This is a genomic window from Saccharopolyspora rosea (genome assembly GCF_025643595.1).
GTDB classification, from domain to species: Bacteria; Actinomycetota; Actinomycetes; order Mycobacteriales; family Pseudonocardiaceae; genus Saccharopolyspora; species Saccharopolyspora rosea.
Genome location: NZ_CP102826.1, coordinates 3263631 through 3280823, shown reverse-complemented (window position 1 = coordinate 3280823; position 17193 = coordinate 3263631). Strand labels below are relative to the sequence as shown.

At 73.7% G+C, this 17193-nt stretch carries 18 protein-coding genes; 10 read left to right on the top strand and 8 right to left on the bottom strand.

Going from position 1 to position 17193, the window contains the following annotated elements; all coding sequences use genetic code 11:
• Positions 1–3 precede the first annotated feature (3 nt).
• Complete coding sequence (locus NV263_RS15235; protein WP_263253979.1) at positions 4–537, bottom strand: hypothetical protein; 534 nt, start codon at positions 535–537, stop codon at positions 4–6.
• A gap of 283 nt (positions 538–820) precedes the next feature.
• Here NV263_RS15235 and NV263_RS15230 point away from each other — a divergent pair, with 283 nt between their 5' ends.
• Entirely contained in the window at positions 821–1339 is a 519-nt protein-coding gene (locus NV263_RS15230) for a hypothetical protein (protein ID WP_263253977.1), read from the top strand.
• 135 nt (positions 1340–1474) lie between these two features.
• Here NV263_RS15230 and NV263_RS15225 read toward each other — a convergent pair whose 3' ends face one another.
• Positions 1475–2245 (bottom strand): LamB/YcsF family protein, encoded by a 771-nt coding sequence (locus NV263_RS15225; protein ID WP_263253975.1) that lies wholly within the window; start codon positions 2243–2245, stop codon positions 1475–1477.
• Between the two features lie 194 nt (positions 2246–2439).
• Here NV263_RS15225 and NV263_RS15220 point away from each other — a divergent pair, with 194 nt between their 5' ends.
• The 5 genes from NV263_RS15220 to NV263_RS15200 are packed head-to-tail and all read left to right on the top strand — an operon-like array spanning position 2440 to position 6999.
• A complete protein-coding gene (locus tag NV263_RS15220) occupies positions 2440–3342 on the top strand; it encodes a 5-oxoprolinase subunit B family protein (RefSeq protein ID WP_263253973.1) in 903 nt (300 codons plus the stop codon).
• Positions 3339–4307, top strand: a complete 969-nt coding sequence (locus tag NV263_RS15215) for a 5-oxoprolinase subunit C family protein (protein ID WP_263253972.1) — start codon at positions 3339–3341, stop codon at positions 4305–4307. Before NV263_RS15220 ends, NV263_RS15215 begins: the two co-directional genes overlap by 4 nt.
• Positions 4308–4333: 26 nt before the next feature.
• Positions 4334–4570 (top strand): acetyl-CoA carboxylase, encoded by a 237-nt coding sequence (locus tag NV263_RS15210; RefSeq protein ID WP_263253970.1) that lies wholly within the window; start codon positions 4334–4336, stop codon positions 4568–4570.
• Positions 4567–5913 carry an acetyl-CoA carboxylase biotin carboxylase subunit gene (locus NV263_RS15205; RefSeq protein ID WP_263253969.1) on the top strand — a complete coding sequence of 449 codons (1347 nt, stop codon included), beginning with the start codon at positions 4567–4569 and terminating at the stop codon, positions 5911–5913. The genes NV263_RS15210 and NV263_RS15205 overlap by 4 nt, the downstream gene beginning before the upstream one ends.
• 60 nt (positions 5914–5973) lie before the next feature.
• Complete coding sequence (locus NV263_RS15200) at positions 5974–6999, top strand: tyrosine-type recombinase/integrase (RefSeq protein ID WP_263253968.1); 1026 nt, start codon at positions 5974–5976, stop codon at positions 6997–6999.
• On the opposite strand, the gene NV263_RS15195 is transcribed toward NV263_RS15200, so the two are convergent.
• Positions 6991–7617, bottom strand: coding sequence for a protein-L-isoaspartate O-methyltransferase family protein (locus NV263_RS15195; protein ID WP_263253966.1), 627 nt, complete (start codon positions 7615–7617; stop codon positions 6991–6993). The genes NV263_RS15200 and NV263_RS15195 overlap by 9 nt on opposite strands.
• A gap of 74 nt (positions 7618–7691) precedes the next feature.
• On the opposite strand from NV263_RS15195, the gene NV263_RS15190 reads away from it, so the two are divergent.
• On the top strand, positions 7692–8282 hold the full coding sequence (locus NV263_RS15190; RefSeq protein WP_263253965.1) for an MBL fold metallo-hydrolase: 591 nt from the start codon (positions 7692–7694) through the stop codon (positions 8280–8282).
• A gap of 17 nt (positions 8283–8299) precedes the next feature.
• Here the strand turns inward: NV263_RS15190 and NV263_RS15185 are convergent, their stop codons facing one another.
• Genes NV263_RS15185 through NV263_RS15175 form a run of 3 tightly spaced genes read right to left on the bottom strand, consistent with a single transcriptional unit; the run spans position 8300 to position 9808 of the window.
• Positions 8300–8806 (bottom strand): GNAT family N-acetyltransferase, encoded by a 507-nt coding sequence (locus tag NV263_RS15185; RefSeq protein ID WP_263253963.1) that lies wholly within the window; start codon positions 8804–8806, stop codon positions 8300–8302.
• Between the two features lie 58 nt (positions 8807–8864).
• Positions 8865–9398, bottom strand: coding sequence for an AAA family ATPase (locus NV263_RS15180; RefSeq protein WP_263253961.1), 534 nt, complete (start codon positions 9396–9398; stop codon positions 8865–8867).
• Entirely contained in the window at positions 9398–9808 is a 411-nt protein-coding gene (locus NV263_RS15175) for an STAS domain-containing protein (RefSeq protein WP_263253960.1), read from the bottom strand. Before NV263_RS15175 ends, NV263_RS15180 begins: the two co-directional genes overlap by 1 nt.
• A gap of 313 nt (positions 9809–10121) precedes the next feature.
• On the opposite strand from NV263_RS15175, the gene NV263_RS15170 reads away from it, so the two are divergent.
• Entirely contained in the window at positions 10122–10733 is a 612-nt protein-coding gene (locus NV263_RS15170; protein ID WP_263253959.1) for a DUF5701 family protein, read from the top strand.
• A gap of 275 nt (positions 10734–11008) precedes the next feature.
• Here the strand turns inward: NV263_RS15170 and NV263_RS15165 are convergent, their stop codons facing one another.
• The gene (locus NV263_RS15165; RefSeq protein WP_263253957.1) at positions 11009–11599 is read right to left on the bottom strand and encodes a TetR/AcrR family transcriptional regulator; all 591 of its coding nucleotides are present in this window, start codon (positions 11597–11599) and stop codon (positions 11009–11011) included.
• Positions 11600–11678: 79 nt separating this feature from the next.
• Here NV263_RS15165 and NV263_RS15160 point away from each other — a divergent pair, with 79 nt between their 5' ends.
• On the top strand, positions 11679–12851 hold the full coding sequence (locus NV263_RS15160; RefSeq protein ID WP_263253955.1) for an FAD-dependent monooxygenase: 1173 nt from the start codon (positions 11679–11681) through the stop codon (positions 12849–12851).
• On the opposite strand, the gene NV263_RS15155 is transcribed toward NV263_RS15160, so the two are convergent.
• Positions 12838–15951 carry a UvrD-helicase domain-containing protein gene (locus NV263_RS15155; protein ID WP_263253954.1) on the bottom strand — a complete coding sequence of 1038 codons (3114 nt, stop codon included), beginning with the start codon at positions 15949–15951 and terminating at the stop codon, positions 12838–12840. The genes NV263_RS15160 and NV263_RS15155 overlap by 14 nt on opposite strands.
• Before the next feature lie 117 nt (positions 15952–16068).
• Here NV263_RS15155 and NV263_RS15150 point away from each other — a divergent pair, with 117 nt between their 5' ends.
• Positions 16069–17178 carry a coiled-coil domain-containing protein gene (locus tag NV263_RS15150; RefSeq protein ID WP_263253952.1) on the top strand — a complete coding sequence of 370 codons (1110 nt, stop codon included), beginning with the start codon at positions 16069–16071 and terminating at the stop codon, positions 17176–17178.
• Positions 17179–17193 lie beyond the last annotated feature (15 nt).

The window sequence follows — 17193 nt, the reverse complement described above, 5'->3', positions numbered from 1 at the left end:
GCCTCACTGCATCTGGTCGAGCATCTCGGATAGAGCGCTCTTGATCCGCAAAGCCTTCTTGATCTCGTCCGCCGTCACGTACGGATACTCCCCGTACTCGATGAAGCTCGGACAGTGGTGCTCGCGGACGAACCTGACGAACGCCTCCGGATTGGTCCGCCAGTCCTCCGGGAACCCCTCCAGGTGCTCGAACGCCGTGCTCACGCCCGCCTTCGAGAACAGCGCGACGGCGTCCTCGGTGTACTTGTCGAAGTCGGTGTCGAAGATCCCCTGGTACATGAAGCGCGTGTCGTCGTCGAAGAGGACCCAGCGCAGGTAGTGCAGCTTCAACGGCGCCAGCAGGTACGGATCCTGTTCCAGCGCCTCGGCCAGCGCGTAGCCGTACTGGCGCATCGCATCGGCGTGCCCGGGCTTGACCCGCGCGACGATGGTGAACCCGTAGCACGCCGGAGTCCTCGGGAAAACAGGCCCGTACTTCCCCTGTTCGAGATGATCCGTCTCCTTGGGGAGGACGACCGCCTGCGGCTTGATCTCCATGTCCGTTCCTCCCGCCAGCCACTGGGCCGGGACGATTCCATCCTCGCGCCCCATCACTGGGCGCGCCTGCCGAGCGGGGAGAAGGGCACGTGCGTCCCGTCGCACCGCGACCGGCGTGTGGTGGGCTGCTGACCTGCGCGAAAGCGCTGGGCGGCGGCTGCACCACTGGTTGACGAGGATTGCGGAGGTGGCCCGGCTTTCCGGACCGAAATGTCCCGGCCGCGCGAAGACCGGCACGACGGTGGACGTCGCGTGTCCGGTTCGCTGACCTCGGGAGCGAAGGATGCTGGAGAAGTTCAGGGCGCAGGCCCGGGCGTGGAGGGTGGAACGCCGAGCTCACGCCGACTACACCGGTGGCGTCTACGGGTCGCTGCTCGCCGCCTCCGTCGTGGTCGGAGCCAGTACGCTCGGAGCCTTCCCGAGGCTGGAGCTGGCGTTGCTGCTGATGGCCACCGGGATCGTCTTCTGGCTCGCGCACGTCCACGCCCAGCTCTTCGGCGCACGCATGGCGCAGCGCTGCCTGAACAGAGCAACCGTGCTGCACGTGTGCCGTGAGGAGTGGCCCATCGTGGAGGCCGCCGTGCCTTCCACGGTCGCCGTGCTCGTCAGCCCCCTGCTGGGCCTCGACGTCCAGGGCACCGCCTGGCTCGCCCTCGCCGTCGCTCTGATCAGCCAGATGGGCTGGGCAGCCGCAGCCGCGCGGCGCGCAGGCGCCGCCTGGCGCCAAGTGGCCCTCACCGACGCGGTCAACCTCGTGATCGGCCTGCTGATCGTCGCCCTCAAGTTCGCGCTGAAGCACTGATCCCGGTGGGTGCACGATGCGGCGGCCGCATCGACCGAAAGCCTCTCGTGCTGTGCGACATCCCGTGAGTTCCGCGGTTCCTCGCCGGGAGCGCTGCCGCAATCCAGCGCCGCCGTTGCGATGTTCCGCAAACCCCTAGCCGCGGCGGGCCAGCACCCGCGCCATGCGTGCGACCTCGACGCCTTCGGCGGCGAACCGCTGGCGGATCGCACGGGCGATGTCCACGGCGTTGGGACGGTCGCCGTGCAGGCAGATCGAGTCGGCGCGCACCGGCACGGCGTGCCCCTCGGTGGAGGTGACCTCGCCGGCGAGGATCGCCATGGCCTGCTCGGCGCAGGCGTGCGGGTCCTTGGCCACCGGGTCGGGTTCGATGATGATCGTGCCGTCGTCGCGGTAGTCGAGGTCGGCGAACGCTTCCCGCGCGACGCGAACGCCGCGCGCGGCCACGGCGTCGGCGGTCGGCCCGGCCAGCAGCACGACGATCAGATCGGGGTCGACCGCGCGCACCGCCTCGCCCACCGCCGCGGCGACCTCGCCGTCGCGCGCGGTCAGCCCGTAGAAGGCGCCGTGCGGTTTGACGTGCGTGACGGGCACGCCCTGCGCGTCGGCGAAGGCCCGCAGCGCTCCGAGCTGGTACAGGCAGGCGTCGGCGGCCTGCTGCGGGCTGAACCCGATGGGGCGGCGGCCGAACCCGGCCAGGTCGGGGAAGCCGGGGTGGGCGCCCAGCGCGACGTCGTGGGTGCGGGCCAGCTCGACCGAGCGGCGCATCGTCGCGGGGTCGCCGGCGTGCCAGCCGCAGGCGACGTTGACCGAGGACACCTGCGGGAACAGCCGGTCGTCGTCGCCGAGCCGCCAGCGCCCGAAGCTCTCCCCGGCGTCGGCGTTGAGATCGATGGTCGTGGTCACGGCACCTTCCCTTCGACGTGTCCGGCGGCGTGCCCCGCAGGGGCGTCGAGAACACCGTGGGCGCGGCCGGGAGGAGTCGATATCAGCGGTTCGGCCACATCGGCGGGGTGTTGTTGGCCAAGCGGGCCACTGGCGGCCGACCGCGTTCACCCCCAAAGGTGGCAGCGACGTTCGATCGGCAGGAGGGAGTGCTCGTGGGCACGACACCACTCGCGCTGCCACCGGCGCGTTATGACCACGGCGCCGACGAGTTCGTGTTCGTCGAGATCGACCAGGCGATGAGCCTGGAGGCGAACTTCAAGGCCATGACCATCACCGCGGCCCTGCGCGAGGAGGGCCTCGACGGGGTGGTCGACATCTGCCCGTCCAACGCCTCGTACATGATCCGGGTGGACCCGGACCGGCTGGACCCGGTGGAGCTGGTCGAGCACCTGCGGGAGCTGGAGCGCTCGGCCGGGTCGCTGCCCGCCGACTACGTGCTGCCCACGCGGGTGGTCGACGTGCCGGTGCTGTTCGACGACCCGTGGACCCGCGAGACGCTGCTGCGGTTCCGCGACCGGCACCAGGACCCGCAGGCCACCGACCTGGAGTACGCGGCGCGGATCAACGGTTTCGCCGGTGTCGACGAGCTCGTCGAGGCGCTGTCCGGTGCCCCCTACCTGGTCACCATGATCGGGTTCGTGCCGGGTCTGCCGTTCTGCTACCAGATGGTGCCACCGCAGCGGCAGATCGAGGTGCCCAAGTACGTGCGGCCGCGCACCGACACCCCGGAGCGGGCGTTCGGGTTCGGCGGTGCGTTCGCCGTGGTGTACCCGGTGCGCGGGGCCGGGGGCTACCAGCTGTTCGGGATCGCCCCGGCACCGGTGTTCGACCTGCAGCAGCGGTTGCCGGACTTCGCCTCCGGCATCGCGTTCCCGCGTCCCGGCGACATCCTGCGGTACCGGGCGGTCGACCGGGCCGAGTACGACCAGGTGCGGTCCGAAGTGGACAGCGGCACGTTCCGCTACCGCGTCCGCGAGGTCGAGTTCAGCCCGGCCGAGTTCCTGGCCGACCCGGACGCGGTCAACAGCGAGCTGCTGGAGGTGTTGTACCGGTGAGCGAGCTGATCGTGCGCTCCGGAGGGTTGTCCACGACCGTGCAGGACGCCGGGCGCGACGGCTACTACGACATCGGCCTGCCCCCGTCCGGGGCGATGGACCAGTACTCCTACGCGGTGGCGAACCTGCTGGTCGGCAACCCCGACGGGGCGGCCGTGCTGGAGGCCACCTACATCGGGCCCGAGGTGGAGTTCACCGACGACCGCGTCGTGGCGGTCACCGGGGCGAGCGCGCCGGTGACGGTCAACGGCGAGCCGGTCGAGCAGTGGCGGGCGGTGCCGGTGCGGGCCGGCGACGTGCTCGGTTTCGGGATGCTGACCGCGGGTGCGCGGCTGTACGTGGCGGTCAGCGGCGGCATCGCCATCCCCGCCTACCTCGGGTCGCGGTCGACGTACACGCTGACCGGGATCGGTGGCAGCAAGCTCGCCGAGGGCGACCGGCTCCCGCTCGGCGACGACCCGGGTGCGGCGCGGGTCGGGGCGGTCGTGCCCGAGGACCTGCGTCCCGTCCTGACCTCCGAGGCTCAGGTGCGCGCGGTGGTGGGGTTGTGCTCCTACCGGCTGACCGCGGAGGCGTTGCGGTCGTTCCTGGACACGTCGTGGAAGGTCACCAAGGACGCCGACCGGGTCGGCTACCGGTTGCGCGGTGGCCGGTTGGACTTCGTCGAACGCGAGCAGCCGGCCGGGGCGGGCAGCGATCCGGCCAACGTCGTCGACCTCGGCTACCCGCTGGGTTCGGTGCAGGTGCCGGGCGGGGACGAGCCGATCGTGCTGCTCAACGACGCGGTCACCGCGGGTGGCTACGCCACGATCGCCACGGTCATCTCGGTCGACCGCGACGTCTTCGGCCAGGCCCGCACCGGGGACCGGGTGCGGTTCCGCCCGGTCGACCTGCAGGCCGCGCTGGCCGCGCGGCGTCGGCGGCGCGACCGGCTGGACCGGGTGCGCGCCGCGCTGGTGTCCTGAGCAGCACCGCAGAGAGGAGAAGTCCGATGCCCACCATCAAGGCCCCGATGCCCGGCGTGCTGTACCACCGCTCGTCCCCGGACGCCGAGCCCTACGTCACCGAGGGAGCTGCGGTCGTCGCGGGGCAGACGATCGCGCTGATCGAGGTGATGAAGACGTTCAACGAGGTCAAGGCGGACGCGGCGGGCACCGTGGCGCGGTTCCTCGTCGACGACGGCGAGGAGGTCTCGGCCGGGGAGGACATCGTGGAGGTGACCCCGTGACCGCGGTCAGCCGGGTCCTGATCGCCAACCGGGGCGAGATCGCGTTGCGGGTGCTGCGCGCCTGCCGCGAGGCGGGGCTGGGAACCGTGGCCGTGCACTCGAAGGCCGACGCGGGTGCGCGGTGGGTGCGGCTGGCCGACTCCTCCGTCCACATCGGAGGGTCGCCGGCGGCCAAGTCGTACCTCGACGCGGACGCGGTGCTGGCCGCGGCGCGCGCGACCGGCGCCGACGCCGTGCACCCGGGATACGGGTTCCTGTCCGAGAACGCCGAGTTCGCCCGCAGGGTCGCCGCGGCCGGGCTGGTGTTCGTGGGACCGCCGCCCGAGGTCATCGAGCGGATGGGCGACAAGGCCGCCGCCCGCCGCACCGCCGAGCAGGCCGGGGTCGCCGTGGTGCCCGGCAGCGGTCCGGTCACCGACCTCGACCAGGCGCGCCGCGCCGCCGACCGGATCGGCTTCCCGCTGCTGGTCAAGGCCGCCGCGGGAGGCGGTGGCCGGGGCATCCGCCCGGTCGAGGACTCCGACCAGCTCGCCCGGGTGCTGCCCACGGCGCAGGCCGAAGCGCAGGCGGCGTTCGGCGACGGCACCGTCTACCTCGAACGCGCGCTCACCCGGGCCCGGCACGTCGAGGTGCAGGTGCTGGCCGACGGCCACGGCAACGCCGTGCACGTCTTCGAACGGGACTGCTCGGTGCAGCGCCGCAGGCAGAAGCTCCTCGAAGAGGCCCCGGCACCGCACCTGGACCCGCGGGTGCGCGAGGAGATGTGCGCGGCGGCGGCGCGCCTGGCCGCGCACGTGGGCTACCGGGGCGCGGGCACCGTCGAGTTCCTGCTCGACGAGGACGGTTCGTTCTTCTTCATGGAGATGAACACCCGCATCCAGGTCGAGCACCCGGTCACCGAGTGCGTCACCGGGGTGGACCTGGTCGCCGAGCAGCTGCGCGTGGCGCGCGGCGAGCCGCTGTCGGTGCGGCAGGACGACATCCGGCCTGCGGGCGCGGCCGTGGAGGTGCGGATCAACGCCGAGGACCCGGAGGGCGGGTTCGTCCCGGTTCCCGGTGATCTCGCCCGGTTCGACCTGCCCGGCGGGCCCGGGGTGCGGGTGGACACCGGGTTCGTCGCCGGCGACCGGATCAGCCCGTTCTACGACTCGCTGATCGCCAAACTGGTCTGCTGGGGCGCCGACCGGGAGCAGGCGCTGGCTCGCGCCGACCAGGCGTTGGCCGAGCTGCGCGTGGAAGGCGTGCCCACGGCCGCGGCGCTGTACCGGCGGATGCTGGCCAGCCCGGACCTGCGCAAGGGCGCGGTGCACACCCGGTGGTTGGAGGAGTGGTTGGCGACCTGAGGCGGTGCGCACCGGCGGATCGGCTACTGTGGACGCCGGATCATGACGGGGACGAGTCCGATGACGGCAGCACACACCGGCGACGGCACGCCGGTCGTCGAGGCGGGACAGGCCGAACTGCTCGGCGCCGCGGCCCGCACCGGGCACACGGTGGCGGCGTTGGTCTCGGCGTGGCTGGGGTCGTTCGCCGACTCCGCCGACACGCGCGCGGCCTACGCGCGGGACCTGCGCGAGTACGTGGCGTGGTGCACGCGCCGCAGGCTGGACCCGCTGGCGGTGCGGCTGCCCGAGGTGCAGATGTACGCCGCCGAGCTGGCCGCGGCGCAGAATCCCCGCACCGGGCGGGGTTTCGCCGCCTCCACGCGGGCCCGCAAGCTCGCCGCGGTGTCCAGCTGGTACACGTTCCTGGTGCGGGCGGGCGCGATCGACGCCAACCCGGCGCGGGACGCGGCCCGGCCCCGCTACGACCGGGGGCATTCGGCGACGGCGAGCGTGTCCGGTGAGCAGGCGTCGGCGATGGTGTCCGAGGCGGGCCGCTACCGGCACCGCACGCTCGGCCCGGAGGCCGCGGCGCTGGTGATGATGCTGCTGATCGACCTGGGGGTGCGCGTGTCGGAGGTGTGCCACGCGGACCTGGCCGATCTCGGGCAGCGCGACGGGATGCGGGTGCTGACGGTGCGGATGAAAGGCGGCAAGGTCCGCACCCGGCCGATCCCGGCTCCGCTGGAACCGGTGCTGGACGCCTACCTGCGGACGCGCCCGAGCGACGGGGATCCGGCGCTGGTGGTGACCCGCCGGGGCCGTCGGGTCAACCGCCACCAGATCTACCGGCTGGTGCAGGCGGTCGCGGCCGCGGCCGGGGTGCCGATGCCCGAGCGCATCACCCCGCACTCGATGCGGCACGCGTTCAACACGATCGCCCGCGAACGCGGCGCCGCGCTGGAGGACCGGCGCGACGCGCTGGGGCATTCCTCGGCCGCGATCACCCAGCTCTACGACCACGTGGCCCTGTCGTTGAGCCGGGACCCGGCGCACCTGGTCGCCGCCGCCACCGAACCGGCCGAGCGGGACGCGTCGTCACGATGACGTCGCGCCGTGGCGGCCGCGCAGCCGGACGAACCGGGCCTCGGTGAGCACTCCGCGCCGGTGCAGGCCGTGTTCGTCGCGGCTGAACAGCACGACCTCCTCCTGCCCGCCGGGCCCGATGGGTTGCACCAGGCGCCCGCCCACGCGCAGCTGGCGGACCAGGGGTTCGGGCACGTGCTGGGCGGCGGCCGAGACCAGCACCGCGTCGAACGGGGCGTGGGCGGGCGCGCCGAGCGTGCCGTCGCCGGTTTGCACGATGACGTTGGTGATGCCCAAGCGGGCCAGGTCGCGCTGGGCGCGGGCGGCGAACTCGGCCCACCACTCGACGGTGACCACGTCTGCGGCCAGGTGGGCCAGCAGCGCGGTCTGGTAGCCGCAGCCGGTGCCGATCTCCAGGACGTGCTCGGTGCCGGTCAGCGCCAGTCCGGCCAGCATCTGGGCCGACAGCGACGGCTGGGTGCTGACCTGGCCGTGTCCGATGGACACCGGGACGTCGGCGTCGGTGCTCTCGGGCAGGAACTCCGCGCGCGGCACGGCGCGCAGGGCGGTGAGCACGCGCTCGTCGGTCACTCCCGCACGACGTGCCGCGTCGACCAGTTCCCGCGGACCAGCTCGCATCACCGCATCCCCGCTTCACATCATCGACCGGCGGGCAGGCCGGGGACAACGGCGGGACGGTGGTGGGTGTGCGGATGACGTTGCTGGGCGTGGGGGCGATGAACTCGCCCCGCTACCGGCCCGCCGGACTGCTGGTGGCCTGGGCGGGCCGGCGGGTGGTGCTCGACGGTGGTGGCGCGGCCGATCCGGGAGGCCGGGTGGACGCCTGGCTGGTCTGCGATGAGCGCGCCGAGCTGATGCCGGCGATCCGCCGCCGCGCGGTGCAGCTGGGTGTGCCGTGCGGGGCGGTGGCGTTCGCCGCGGCCGGGGTGCGGTTGCGGCCGCTGCCGGTGGACCACACCAACCACCCCACGTTCGGCTACCTCGTCGAGCAGGGAGATCGACGGGTGGTGTGGGCGCCGGAGTTCCGGACGTGGCCGGACTGGGCGGACGGGGCCGGGTTGGTGTTCGCCGATGCAGCCGGGTGGGACCGGCCGATCCGCTTCGTCGGGGGTGTCGGCGGGCACGCGTGCGTGCTCGACACCGCCGAGCGGGCCCGTGAACGGGGTGTCGGCCGGCTGGTCTTCGCGCACATCGGCCGCCCGTCGATCCGCGCGATCGACCGCGGGTGCAGGCCGCCGTTCGGCGAATGGGGCGTGGAGGACCGCTGCTACCGGCCCGCCTAGTCCACAGTGGACTGATTTCAGAAGGGCAGGCCGTCGACGGTCAGCGGCGCGTGGACCGCCGGCGGGTGCGGGTGCAGCGCGGACCAGCAGGTGCGCAGCGGCATCGCGACGGGTCCGTCCGGTTGGTCGACAACCACCTCGCCGTCCACGCACTGCCACCCGAGGCGGGCGTAGTAGGGCACCAGCTGCTCGCGGCAGAACAGCACGCCCACCGGCAGCCCGGCCTCGCGCATGCGGTCCATCACCGCCCGCACGACCAGCGCGCCGACGCCCTGGCCGCGCAGCCACGGATGCACCAGCACCCCGCCCAGGCCCGCCGCGGCCACGCGCCGCTCGCCCAGCCGCAGGTGGATCGGCAGCCATCCGGCGTGGGCGACGAGGCGTCCTCGGTGGCGTACCCCGACGTGGCCGGTCTTGTCCCGCCAGACCAGGCCGAGGTGGGCCACCCCGGCGGGGTCCGGGTCGCCGTCGGCGATCTCGGCGCGCAGCGCCGGGCCGTAGTCGGCGAGGTCGATCACGTCCACGCGCCGCATCCTAGGCGGCGCAGGGTCGTGGTGGGTCCGGCAGCGCGCTGACGCGGGGCTACGCCAGCGCGTCGAGGACGAAGCGGGCGCGTTCGTCGACTCCCGCGCGGGGCAGTTCGACGGGCCGGTAGCCGTAGTCGCGGTAGGTGGCGAGCATGGTGCGGTAGGTGCGTTCGGCTTCGGCGGGTGACTGCCTGCGTTCGGCGTCGCGGGTGTAGATGTCCGGCCAGAAGGGGGCGACGAACACCTCGGTGCGGTAGCGGTGGGTCCGCGCGGCGGTGTGCACGTGGTCGGGGACCGGGCGGCCGAGCAGGCGCAGGTACCCGGCGACGTCGGGAATGGCGCGGTCGAAGAACACCGTCGAGGCGCACTGCCGGGCCTGGCGGTGCGAGCGCAGTTCCCAGCCGAGCATGAGTTCGGCGAACAGGCCGGTGTCGGCCCAGGGCAGGGCCCGGCCGCCGATGGCCAGCTGGTCGGTGATGATGGCCCGTCCGGCTTCCGGGCGGGTGGTGTGCCCGGCGCGGGCCAGGTGGTCGACGAGGGTGGTCTTGCCGGAACCGGGGCCACCGGTGATGACCACGAACCGGTCCATCAGCCCACCGGCAGCCGGGTGGGGCGCGCGGGCGCCACGGCGGCCTCGACGGTGTCGGCGCAGTGGAACCGGTCGGCCACGTCGAGCATGTGCAGCATCCGGTCCACCGCGGTGTTGCCGCCGGTGACCAGCGCCAGCGCGATACCGCGCATCAGGGCGCGGTGACCGGCTTCCAGCAGCGCCACGACCCCGTGCGTGGACAGCACCGACAGACCGGACAGGTCGAGCACGACCTGCCGGGCGTCGCCGCTGAGCACGCCGCGCAGCGCTTCGGCGAAGGCCGTCGCGCCGTCGATGTCGACGACTCCGGTGGCCCGCAGGACCTCGACGTCCTCGGCGGGGTAGCGCGTGCTCAGGTGCAGCACGTCGCCGGTCGCGGGGCGCGGCACGGGAATGCCGGGCTCGGACATGCACAGCCTCCACGGATGTTCGGCCGGGTTCGCTTGGCGGCCTCCGCCGGTGGTGGCGGCGAGACCGCTTCCCAAGCTACGACACCAACCCAGATCAACAGGGGAGATGACCTTTGGTCACCATCACAATACGAAGAGTGTTCGCGGCCATCGGCTCTCACTCGAACGAGTGAGGCCGGGGCGAACCGGACGTCCTGATCCTACCCACCGGCGCCACCGGTTTTTCCCGCGCGGGAACAACGCCCGCCGCGGGCGCGTTGATCGTCCCGGCCGAAGCACCACCGCACCGCTACCACGACGGGAGCGTGCCCGGGTGAACATCGCAGTCGAAACCTCCCCGCAGCTGCGCGAGCTGCACCGCCAGACCGAGGTCCTCGTCGCCGCCGGGTGGGCCGAGGCGGCCGGGATGCGCCGTGACCGGTTCCGCGAACTGGCGACCGGCCTGGCGCCCCGGCTGCCGGACGGGGAGTTCGTGCTGACCCCGCGCCGGGGACTCGTCACACCGGAGACGATGATCCGCAGCGCCCGGCTGGGCGGCAAGACCGGCTTCACCACGATGGAATCCGCCGATCTGGCCCGGTTCGCGCCGGTCGACGGCCTGCGGTTGCCGGACTCCCCGCTGTACCTGCTGTGCGGCGTGGACGCCGGGCAGCGGACCCGCGGTGTGCGGCCCGACGACGCCGCCGACCTGCTCCGCGACGCCGGAGCCAGCCCGCTGACCCTGGAGGAGGGACTGGCGGTGGCCGTGCAGTTCCCGCGCTGGCTGGTCGAGCGCACCTGCTTTCAGATGCTGGGCTCGCGCGCCGGGGACAAGCGCGTCACCGGCGTGTGGGTGAGCAGGACAGCGCCGCGGCTGGGCTGGTGCTGGGGCGGCAACCCGCACTCCTGGCTGGGCATGGCCTCCTGCACGACCCGCCTCGGCTGAGGCACCTCGCCGCCGCCCCGGAGGGTGGGTGCCGCACTCCCGGCCCGGTCGCCGGGCTGCACGGCTTCGAGCGACGCCTGTCATCGGTGTCCGATGTGGACACCACTGTGCTGCGCCCGGGTTACTTCATGGAGAACCTGCTCGTCCACGTGCCGTCGATGCGCCGTGGCCGCATGACCGCGCCGTTCGACCCCGAAGTGCCCCTGCCGCTGATCACCACGGGGGATGTGGGTGCCGCCGCGGCCGGGGAACTGAGGCGATCGACGGCCAGCGCGTCACCGCCCCGCCCCGCCCGCGGCCGTGGGAGCCAGCGGGTCGGGCAGGGCGGTGGCGGAGTCGATGAGCGCCTCGGCGGCGGCGTCGGTGCGGTCGGTGTCGCCGGTGACCAGCCGGTCCTGGCACAGGCCGCGCAGCCCGGAGATCAGCAGGCTGGCCCGGGCCTGGGCGTCGCGGTCGTCGCAGCCCAGCCGCCGGTAGACCGCGGTGAGCGGGTCGATCATGACGGTGACCGCCTCGGCGGCCGGGGCGGCGTAGCGGTCGGGTTGGGTGGGGGCCAGGCTCAGCACCTGGAACAGGATGCGGATCGGGCCCTGCTGCCGCCCGGTGGTGATGGTCCGCCACAGCCGGTGGGCGGCGGTGCGCAGTCCGGCGGCATCGTGCACGTCGCCGAACAGGTCGGCGATGTCGGGCCGGCTGATCGCGATGGCCTCGGCGAGCAGGTTCTCGCGGCTGCCGAAGTAGTACAGCAGCATGCGTTTGCTGGTGCCCAGGTCGGCGGCCAGGGGGCTCAGCGACAGGTCGGCGATGCCGTGGGTCTCCAGGTAATGCACGACACGGTGCAGCAGGTCGTGGCGTTTGGCGGACACCCCTTGACTGTACCGATCGGTACATCTACCGTCCAGGTTTGTACCGATCGGTACAAACCCGAGTGGAACGGGAGAACCGATGTCCCCAGCAACCGTGGCGATCATCGGCGGCGGCATCGGCGGGCTCACGCTCGCCCTGGCGCTGCGCGAGCACGGCATCACCGCCGAGGTCCACGAGCAGGCTCCCGAACTGCGCGAGGTCGGCGCCGCGGTCGCCCTGTCGGCCAACGGCACGCGCGTGCTGCAGCGCCTCGGCCTGGCCGACGGGATCGCCCGCAGCTCAGCCGCGCCCACCGAGCTGGTCTACCGCCACTGGCGCGACGCCCACCGCATCGCCGCGCACCCCGTCGGCGAGACCTACACCCGCCTGTTCGGCGCCCCCTACTGCGGCATCCACCGCGCCGACCTGCAACAACTGCTCTCCCGCGCCGTCGGGGCCGAGCACGTGCACCTCGGCCACCGCCTGGTGGGCCTCGACGACACCGGCGAGCGGGTCCGGCTGGACTTCGCCGACGGCACCCGCACCAGCGCCGAGATCGTCGTCGGCGCCGACGGGGTGCACTCGGCGGTGCGCACCCACCTCACCGGCACCGACCCCGCGGTGTACTCCGGCACCAGCGGTTTCCGCGGCCTGGTGCCCCGGGAGCGGCTGGACCTGCTGCCCGACCCGGCGGCGATCCAGTTCTGGATGGGCCCCGGCGGGCACGTGCTGCACTACCCGATCGGCGACGGCGAGGTCATCAACTTCCTGGCCGTGGTCGACGGCCCCGACCGCTGGGACACCCCGGAGTGGGTGCTGCCCGCCTCGCCCGCGGAGATCACCGCCGCGTTCGACGGCTGGCACCCCGCGGTGCGGCAGCTGGTCGCGGCCACCAGCCTGCACCAGCGGTGGGCCCTGTTCGGCCAGACCCCGCTGCACCGCTGGCAGCAGGGCCGCATCGCGCTGCTCGGCGACGCCGCGCACGCGATGCTCCCGCACCACGGCCAGGGCGCCAACCAGACCATCGAGGACGCCGCCGCGCTGGCCGCCCTGCTGGCCCGCCACGACGACCACGCCACCGCGCTGCGCCGCTACGAACAGCTGCGCCGCACCCGCACCCGCCAGGTGCAGCGCAGCTCGTGGGTGGCCTCCGACCTGCTGCACCTGTCCGACGGGCCGCGGGCCGACCGCCGCGACAGCGACCTGGCCGCCATCGACACCACGCTGCGGTGGATCCACGGTCACGACGCGCTGGCGGTCACAGCAGGCTGAGCTGGGACGCCCGGGCACGGCGCGGCGCGGCCGCCTCGGTGTCGGTGACCGCATCGCCCAGCCCGGCCAGGAACGGGCTGCGGTCGCGGTCCTGCGTGCTGCCGCGCACCCGGCGCCGGGCCGCGCCGGTCAGGTACAGGTGGTCCTGGGCGCGGGTCATGCCGACGAAGAACAGCCGCCGCTCCTCGGCCACGTCGCAGTCGGTGCCCGGGAACCGCAGCGGCAGCAGGCCGTCCTCGCAGCCGACCAGGAACACCACCGGGAACTCCAGGCCCTTGGCCGCGTGCAGGGTCAGCAGCGAGACCGCCTCGGCGCGTTCGTCCAGGGCGTCGACCTCCGCGCCCAGCGCCACCTCGCGGTGGAACCGCTCCAGGTCGTCGCCGCAGCGCCGGGCGAGCGGGCGCAGCAACTCCCCGGCGGCGTGCACGTCCGGCCGCACGTCGTCGGGGACCTGGTCGGCGACGCGTTTGACCGCGTCGCGCAATCGGTCGGCGACATCGCCGTCGCGGTCGGCGACGCGGGCCAGTTCGCCGACCACCAGCGCAACCCCGGCACGGGCCGACAGCGGGTCGTGGGAGCGCTTCTGCGCCGGAAGACCGCACCGGGCCAGTTCCTCGACCAGCGCGTGCGACTGGGCGTCGGTGCGGTAGAGCACCGCGATGTCGTTGAAACCGATCCCGCCGGGCCCGTCGCCGTGCACCCGGCCGGAATCCAGCGAGTGGAACGACGACCCGCCCAGCAGCTGGTCGATGGTGCGGGCCACGAACGCCGCCTCGGCGCGTTCGTCGGCGGCCCGGTGTCCGACGATGCGGTGCGCCGGTCGGTCCGACACCGCCCGCAACCGCCGGTCGGAGACCAAAGTGGACGGTGCGATGGCGCGCAGCGCGCCGTCGACGATGTGCGCGCCGCTGCGGTAGTTGCGGGTCAGCGCCAGCACCGGCGCCGACGGGTAGTCGGTGCGGAACCGCAGGAAGAACCCGACGTCGGCGCCGCGGAAGGAGTAGATGGCCTGGTCCGGGTCGCCGATGGCGGTCAGGTTCGCCTCCGGCGGCGCCAGCAGCCGCAGCAGCCGGTACTGCAGTTCGTCGACGTCCTGGTACTCGTCGACGGTGATCCACCGGTAGCGGCGCCGGTAGTCCTCGGCGATGTCGGGGTGCTCCTCCAGCAGCCGCACCGCCAGGGCCACCAGGTCGTCGAAGTCGACCAGGTCGTGCTCGCGCAGCGCGGCGGTGTAGCGGCCGAGGACGTCGGTGGTCTCCTCGTCGGCGTCGCCGCCGCGGCGTGCCGCCGACAGCCGCGCCCGGATCCGGCGGGCGCTGCGTTCGTCGCCGGTGACCTCGGTGAGCACCTCGTGCTGGCGGGCGGCGTCGGCCAGGCCGAACCGCGCACCCAGGCCGAGTTCGGCGTGGTGGTCGCGCAGCACCTGCAGGCCGAAGGAGTGGAAGGTGGCCACCGTCATCTCGGCGGCGGCGTCGCCGATGAGCTGGTTCAGCCGCTCGGTCATCTCCTCGGCGGCCCGGCGGGTGAAGGTGATCGCCAGGCATTCGCGCGCGGGCACGTCCCGCTCCAGCACCAGGTGGGCCAGCCGGTGGGTGACGGTGCGGGTCTTGCCGGTGCCGGGGCCGGCGACGATCAGCAGCGGCCCGGAGGCGACTTCGGCGGCGGCCCGCTGGTCGGGGTCCAGCCCGGCCAGCACACCGGTGCCGACGGGCTCACGCGGCGCGGCGGCAGGAGCGGCCGCCGCGGGCTCGGGCCGCCTGCGGTCCGGGCGGGGCGCGGGTTCGGGTGCGGCCGGGGGCTGGGCGAACAGCGAGTCGTCGAACAACGCGGGCGCCCCGCCGGTGCGCAGCCGGGTCAACTCGGCCGGGTCGAACAGCCGGATCGTGCCGTACTCGCCGTCGTAGCCGGCCTCGCGCAGCACCTGGCCGGTGCGCAGCCGCTCGATGGCCTCGGCGACGGCGCCGTCGGTGCGGCGCAGCTCGTCGACCGGGACCTCACGCAGGATCGCCAGTTCCGGTCCGTGCGCGGCGGTGAGGTCGCTGACCTTCCCGAACACCGTCTTGCTCTTGGGTCCCACGCCGACGATCTCGCCGACGATCTCCGGCAGCGGGATGAGGTTGGTGAACCCGGCCTTGCCGGGCGGGCGCACCCCTCCGGGCCGGTCGGCCAGCGCGTCGACGCGGTGCAGCACGCCGACGGTCAGCGGTTTGCCGCAGTCCGGGCACCGTCCACTGTGGGCCTGGGTGTCGCGCGGTTCGAACCGCACCTGGCACTTGCGGTGCCCGTCGAGGTGGTACTTGCCCTCCTCGGGGAAGAACTCGACGGTGCCCGCGTAGCCCTCGCCGGTTTCCAGGGCGCGTTTGACCGCGAAGTAGTCCAGGTCGGTGTCGAAGACGCTGGCCTCGCGGCCCAGCATCGGCGGCGAGTGCGCGTCGGAGTGGCTGACCAGCGTGTAGCGGTCCAGTCCGGACACCCGCCAGTTCATCTCGGGGTCGCTGGACAGTCCGGTCTCCAGCGCGAAGATGTGCCCGGCCAGGTCGCGGTAGCAGTCCTCGATGGAGTCGAACCCGGCCTTGGAGCCCAGCACCGCGAACCACGGCGTCCAGATGTGCGCGGGCACCAGGTAGGAACCGGGGCCGCTTTCCAGGGTGATCTCCAGCAGGTCCCGGGAGTCCAGGCCGAGGATCGGCCGACCGTCGGAGGCCAGGTTGCCGATGCGCGCCAGCCGCCGGGTGAACTCCTCGGCGGCGGCGAAGTCCGGCACGTAGCACAGGTGGTGCACCTTGCGGGTGCGCTCGCCGTACTTGTAGATCGTCGAGATCTCCACCGACAGCATGAACCGCACCTCGCCGCCGCAGTTGGCGGGCATCGCGGCGGTGATCTCCCGGTCCTTGTCGGCGCGCAGCCGGAACAGGCCGGGCTCGGCGGGTTCGAGCACCTCGCGCAGGTGCTCGAACCAGGCGGGGTGGGTGAAATCACCGGTGCCCACCAGGGTGATGCCCTTGCGGCGGGCCCACCACGTCAGGTGCTCGATGTCGCAGTCCTTGCTGCAGGCCCGGGAGTACTTCGAGTGGATGTGCAGATCAGCGTAGAAGCGCACCCGGCCGATCCTGCCAAAGCGCCACCGGCCGGCCCGCGCGGGGGCCGCGGCCCGAAACGCCTGGGCGGCAACGCCGTTCGACGGCTCGGCGATGCGGTGTTGGTACCGTCGGCGGCTATGAGCGAGCAGCCGGTCGACACCGCGTCCGAGCAGGTCCGCGACGGGGTGTGCAAGTTCCCCGGCTGCGAGCGGCCGGTGCTGCGCGGCGGCGGCCCCGGTCGGCCCGCGGAGTACTGCGACCTGCCCGAGCACACCCGGTGGCGGGCGTGGAAGGAACGGCAACGGCTGGCCGCGCAGCGCAGCGAACCCGACGACCCCCCGATCGTGGCCGCCGAGTTCGACGGGGCGCGGATGCGGGCCGAGGAACTGCTGCGCCAGTACCGGTCGCTGTCCGAGCAGCTGTCGCGCAACGTGCGCAGCGCGATCGAGGAGCTGTCGGCGATCGCCGATCCCAGCGCCGCCGAGGCGCAGGTGCAGGCCGCGCAGGCCGAAGCGGCCCACCGGGTCGCCCAAGCCGAGCAAGCACTGGCCCAGGCCCAGCGGCAGCGCCGGGAAGCCGAACAGGCCCGGGGCGCGGCCGAGGCCGCCGCCGAGGACGCCACGCGCGAGGCCGAAGCGGCCCGCGCGGAACGCGACGCCGCCCAGCAGCGGGCGCGGGCCGCCGAACAGCGGGCCGCCGAGGACGTCGAAGCCGCCCGCAACGAGGCTGAGGTCGCCGTCGAGGCGGCGCGACGGGAGGCCGCGGACCTGGTCGAGCAGGCGCGCCGGCAGCAGGAGCAGGCCGAGCGGACCGCGGCCGAGCAGGTGCGCACCGCCCAGGAGCAGGCGCGGCGGGACAGCACCGCCGCCGCCCGGGAACGGGACGCGGCGGTGGAGCGGGCCGCCCGCGCCGAGCAGGCCGCCGAGGACGCCCGAGCGCAGCTCGACCAGGCCCAGCGCGACGCCCGGCAGGCCGCCGAGCAGGCGCAGCGGCACCGCGAGGACACCGAGCGGGTGCGCGCCGAGCAGGCCGCCGAACTGCGGCGGCTGCGGGAGGAGTCCGAGCAGCGGCTGGCGGCCGAACGCGACGCCGCCGCCCAGCAGCTCGCCGCGCTGCGCGACGCCCGGGACCAGACCCTGGCCCGCGCCGAACGCGCCGAACGCCAGCTGGACGAGGCCACCGAGCAGCTGCGCACCCTGCGGGCCCGGCTGGATGGCGCCCGCGCCGAACCACCGGCCTCGTCCTGACCGGCCGCCCCGGGG

What these genes read in the sequence shown, in the direction of transcription:
- NV263_RS15235 (WP_263253979.1), bottom strand. Translation starts at nt 537, where the DNA reads ATGGAGATCAAGCCGCAGGCGGTCGTCCTCCCCAAGGAGACGGATCAT.
- NV263_RS15230 (WP_263253977.1), top strand. Translation starts at nt 821, where the DNA reads ATGCTGGAGAAGTTCAGGGCGCAGGCCCGGGCGTGGAGGGTGGAACGC.
- NV263_RS15210 (WP_263253970.1), top strand. Translation starts at nt 4,334, where the DNA reads ATGCCCACCATCAAGGCCCCGATGCCCGGCGTGCTGTACCACCGCTCG.
- NV263_RS15200 (WP_263253968.1), top strand. Translation starts at nt 5,974, where the DNA reads ATGACGGCAGCACACACCGGCGACGGCACGCCGGTCGTCGAGGCGGGA.
- NV263_RS15195 (WP_263253966.1), bottom strand. Translation starts at nt 7,617, where the DNA reads ATGCGAGCTGGTCCGCGGGAACTGGTCGACGCGGCACGTCGTGCGGGA.
- NV263_RS15190 (WP_263253965.1), top strand. Translation starts at nt 7,692, where the DNA reads ATGACGTTGCTGGGCGTGGGGGCGATGAACTCGCCCCGCTACCGGCCC.
- NV263_RS15180 (WP_263253961.1), bottom strand. Translation starts at nt 9,398, where the DNA reads ATGGACCGGTTCGTGGTCATCACCGGTGGCCCCGGTTCCGGCAAGACC.
- NV263_RS15175 (WP_263253960.1), bottom strand. Translation starts at nt 9,808, where the DNA reads ATGTCCGAGCCCGGCATTCCCGTGCCGCGCCCCGCGACCGGCGACGTG.
- NV263_RS15160 (WP_263253955.1), top strand. Translation starts at nt 11,679, where the DNA reads ATGTCCCCAGCAACCGTGGCGATCATCGGCGGCGGCATCGGCGGGCTC.
- NV263_RS15150 (WP_263253952.1), top strand. Translation starts at nt 16,069, where the DNA reads ATGAGCGAGCAGCCGGTCGACACCGCGTCCGAGCAGGTCCGCGACGGG.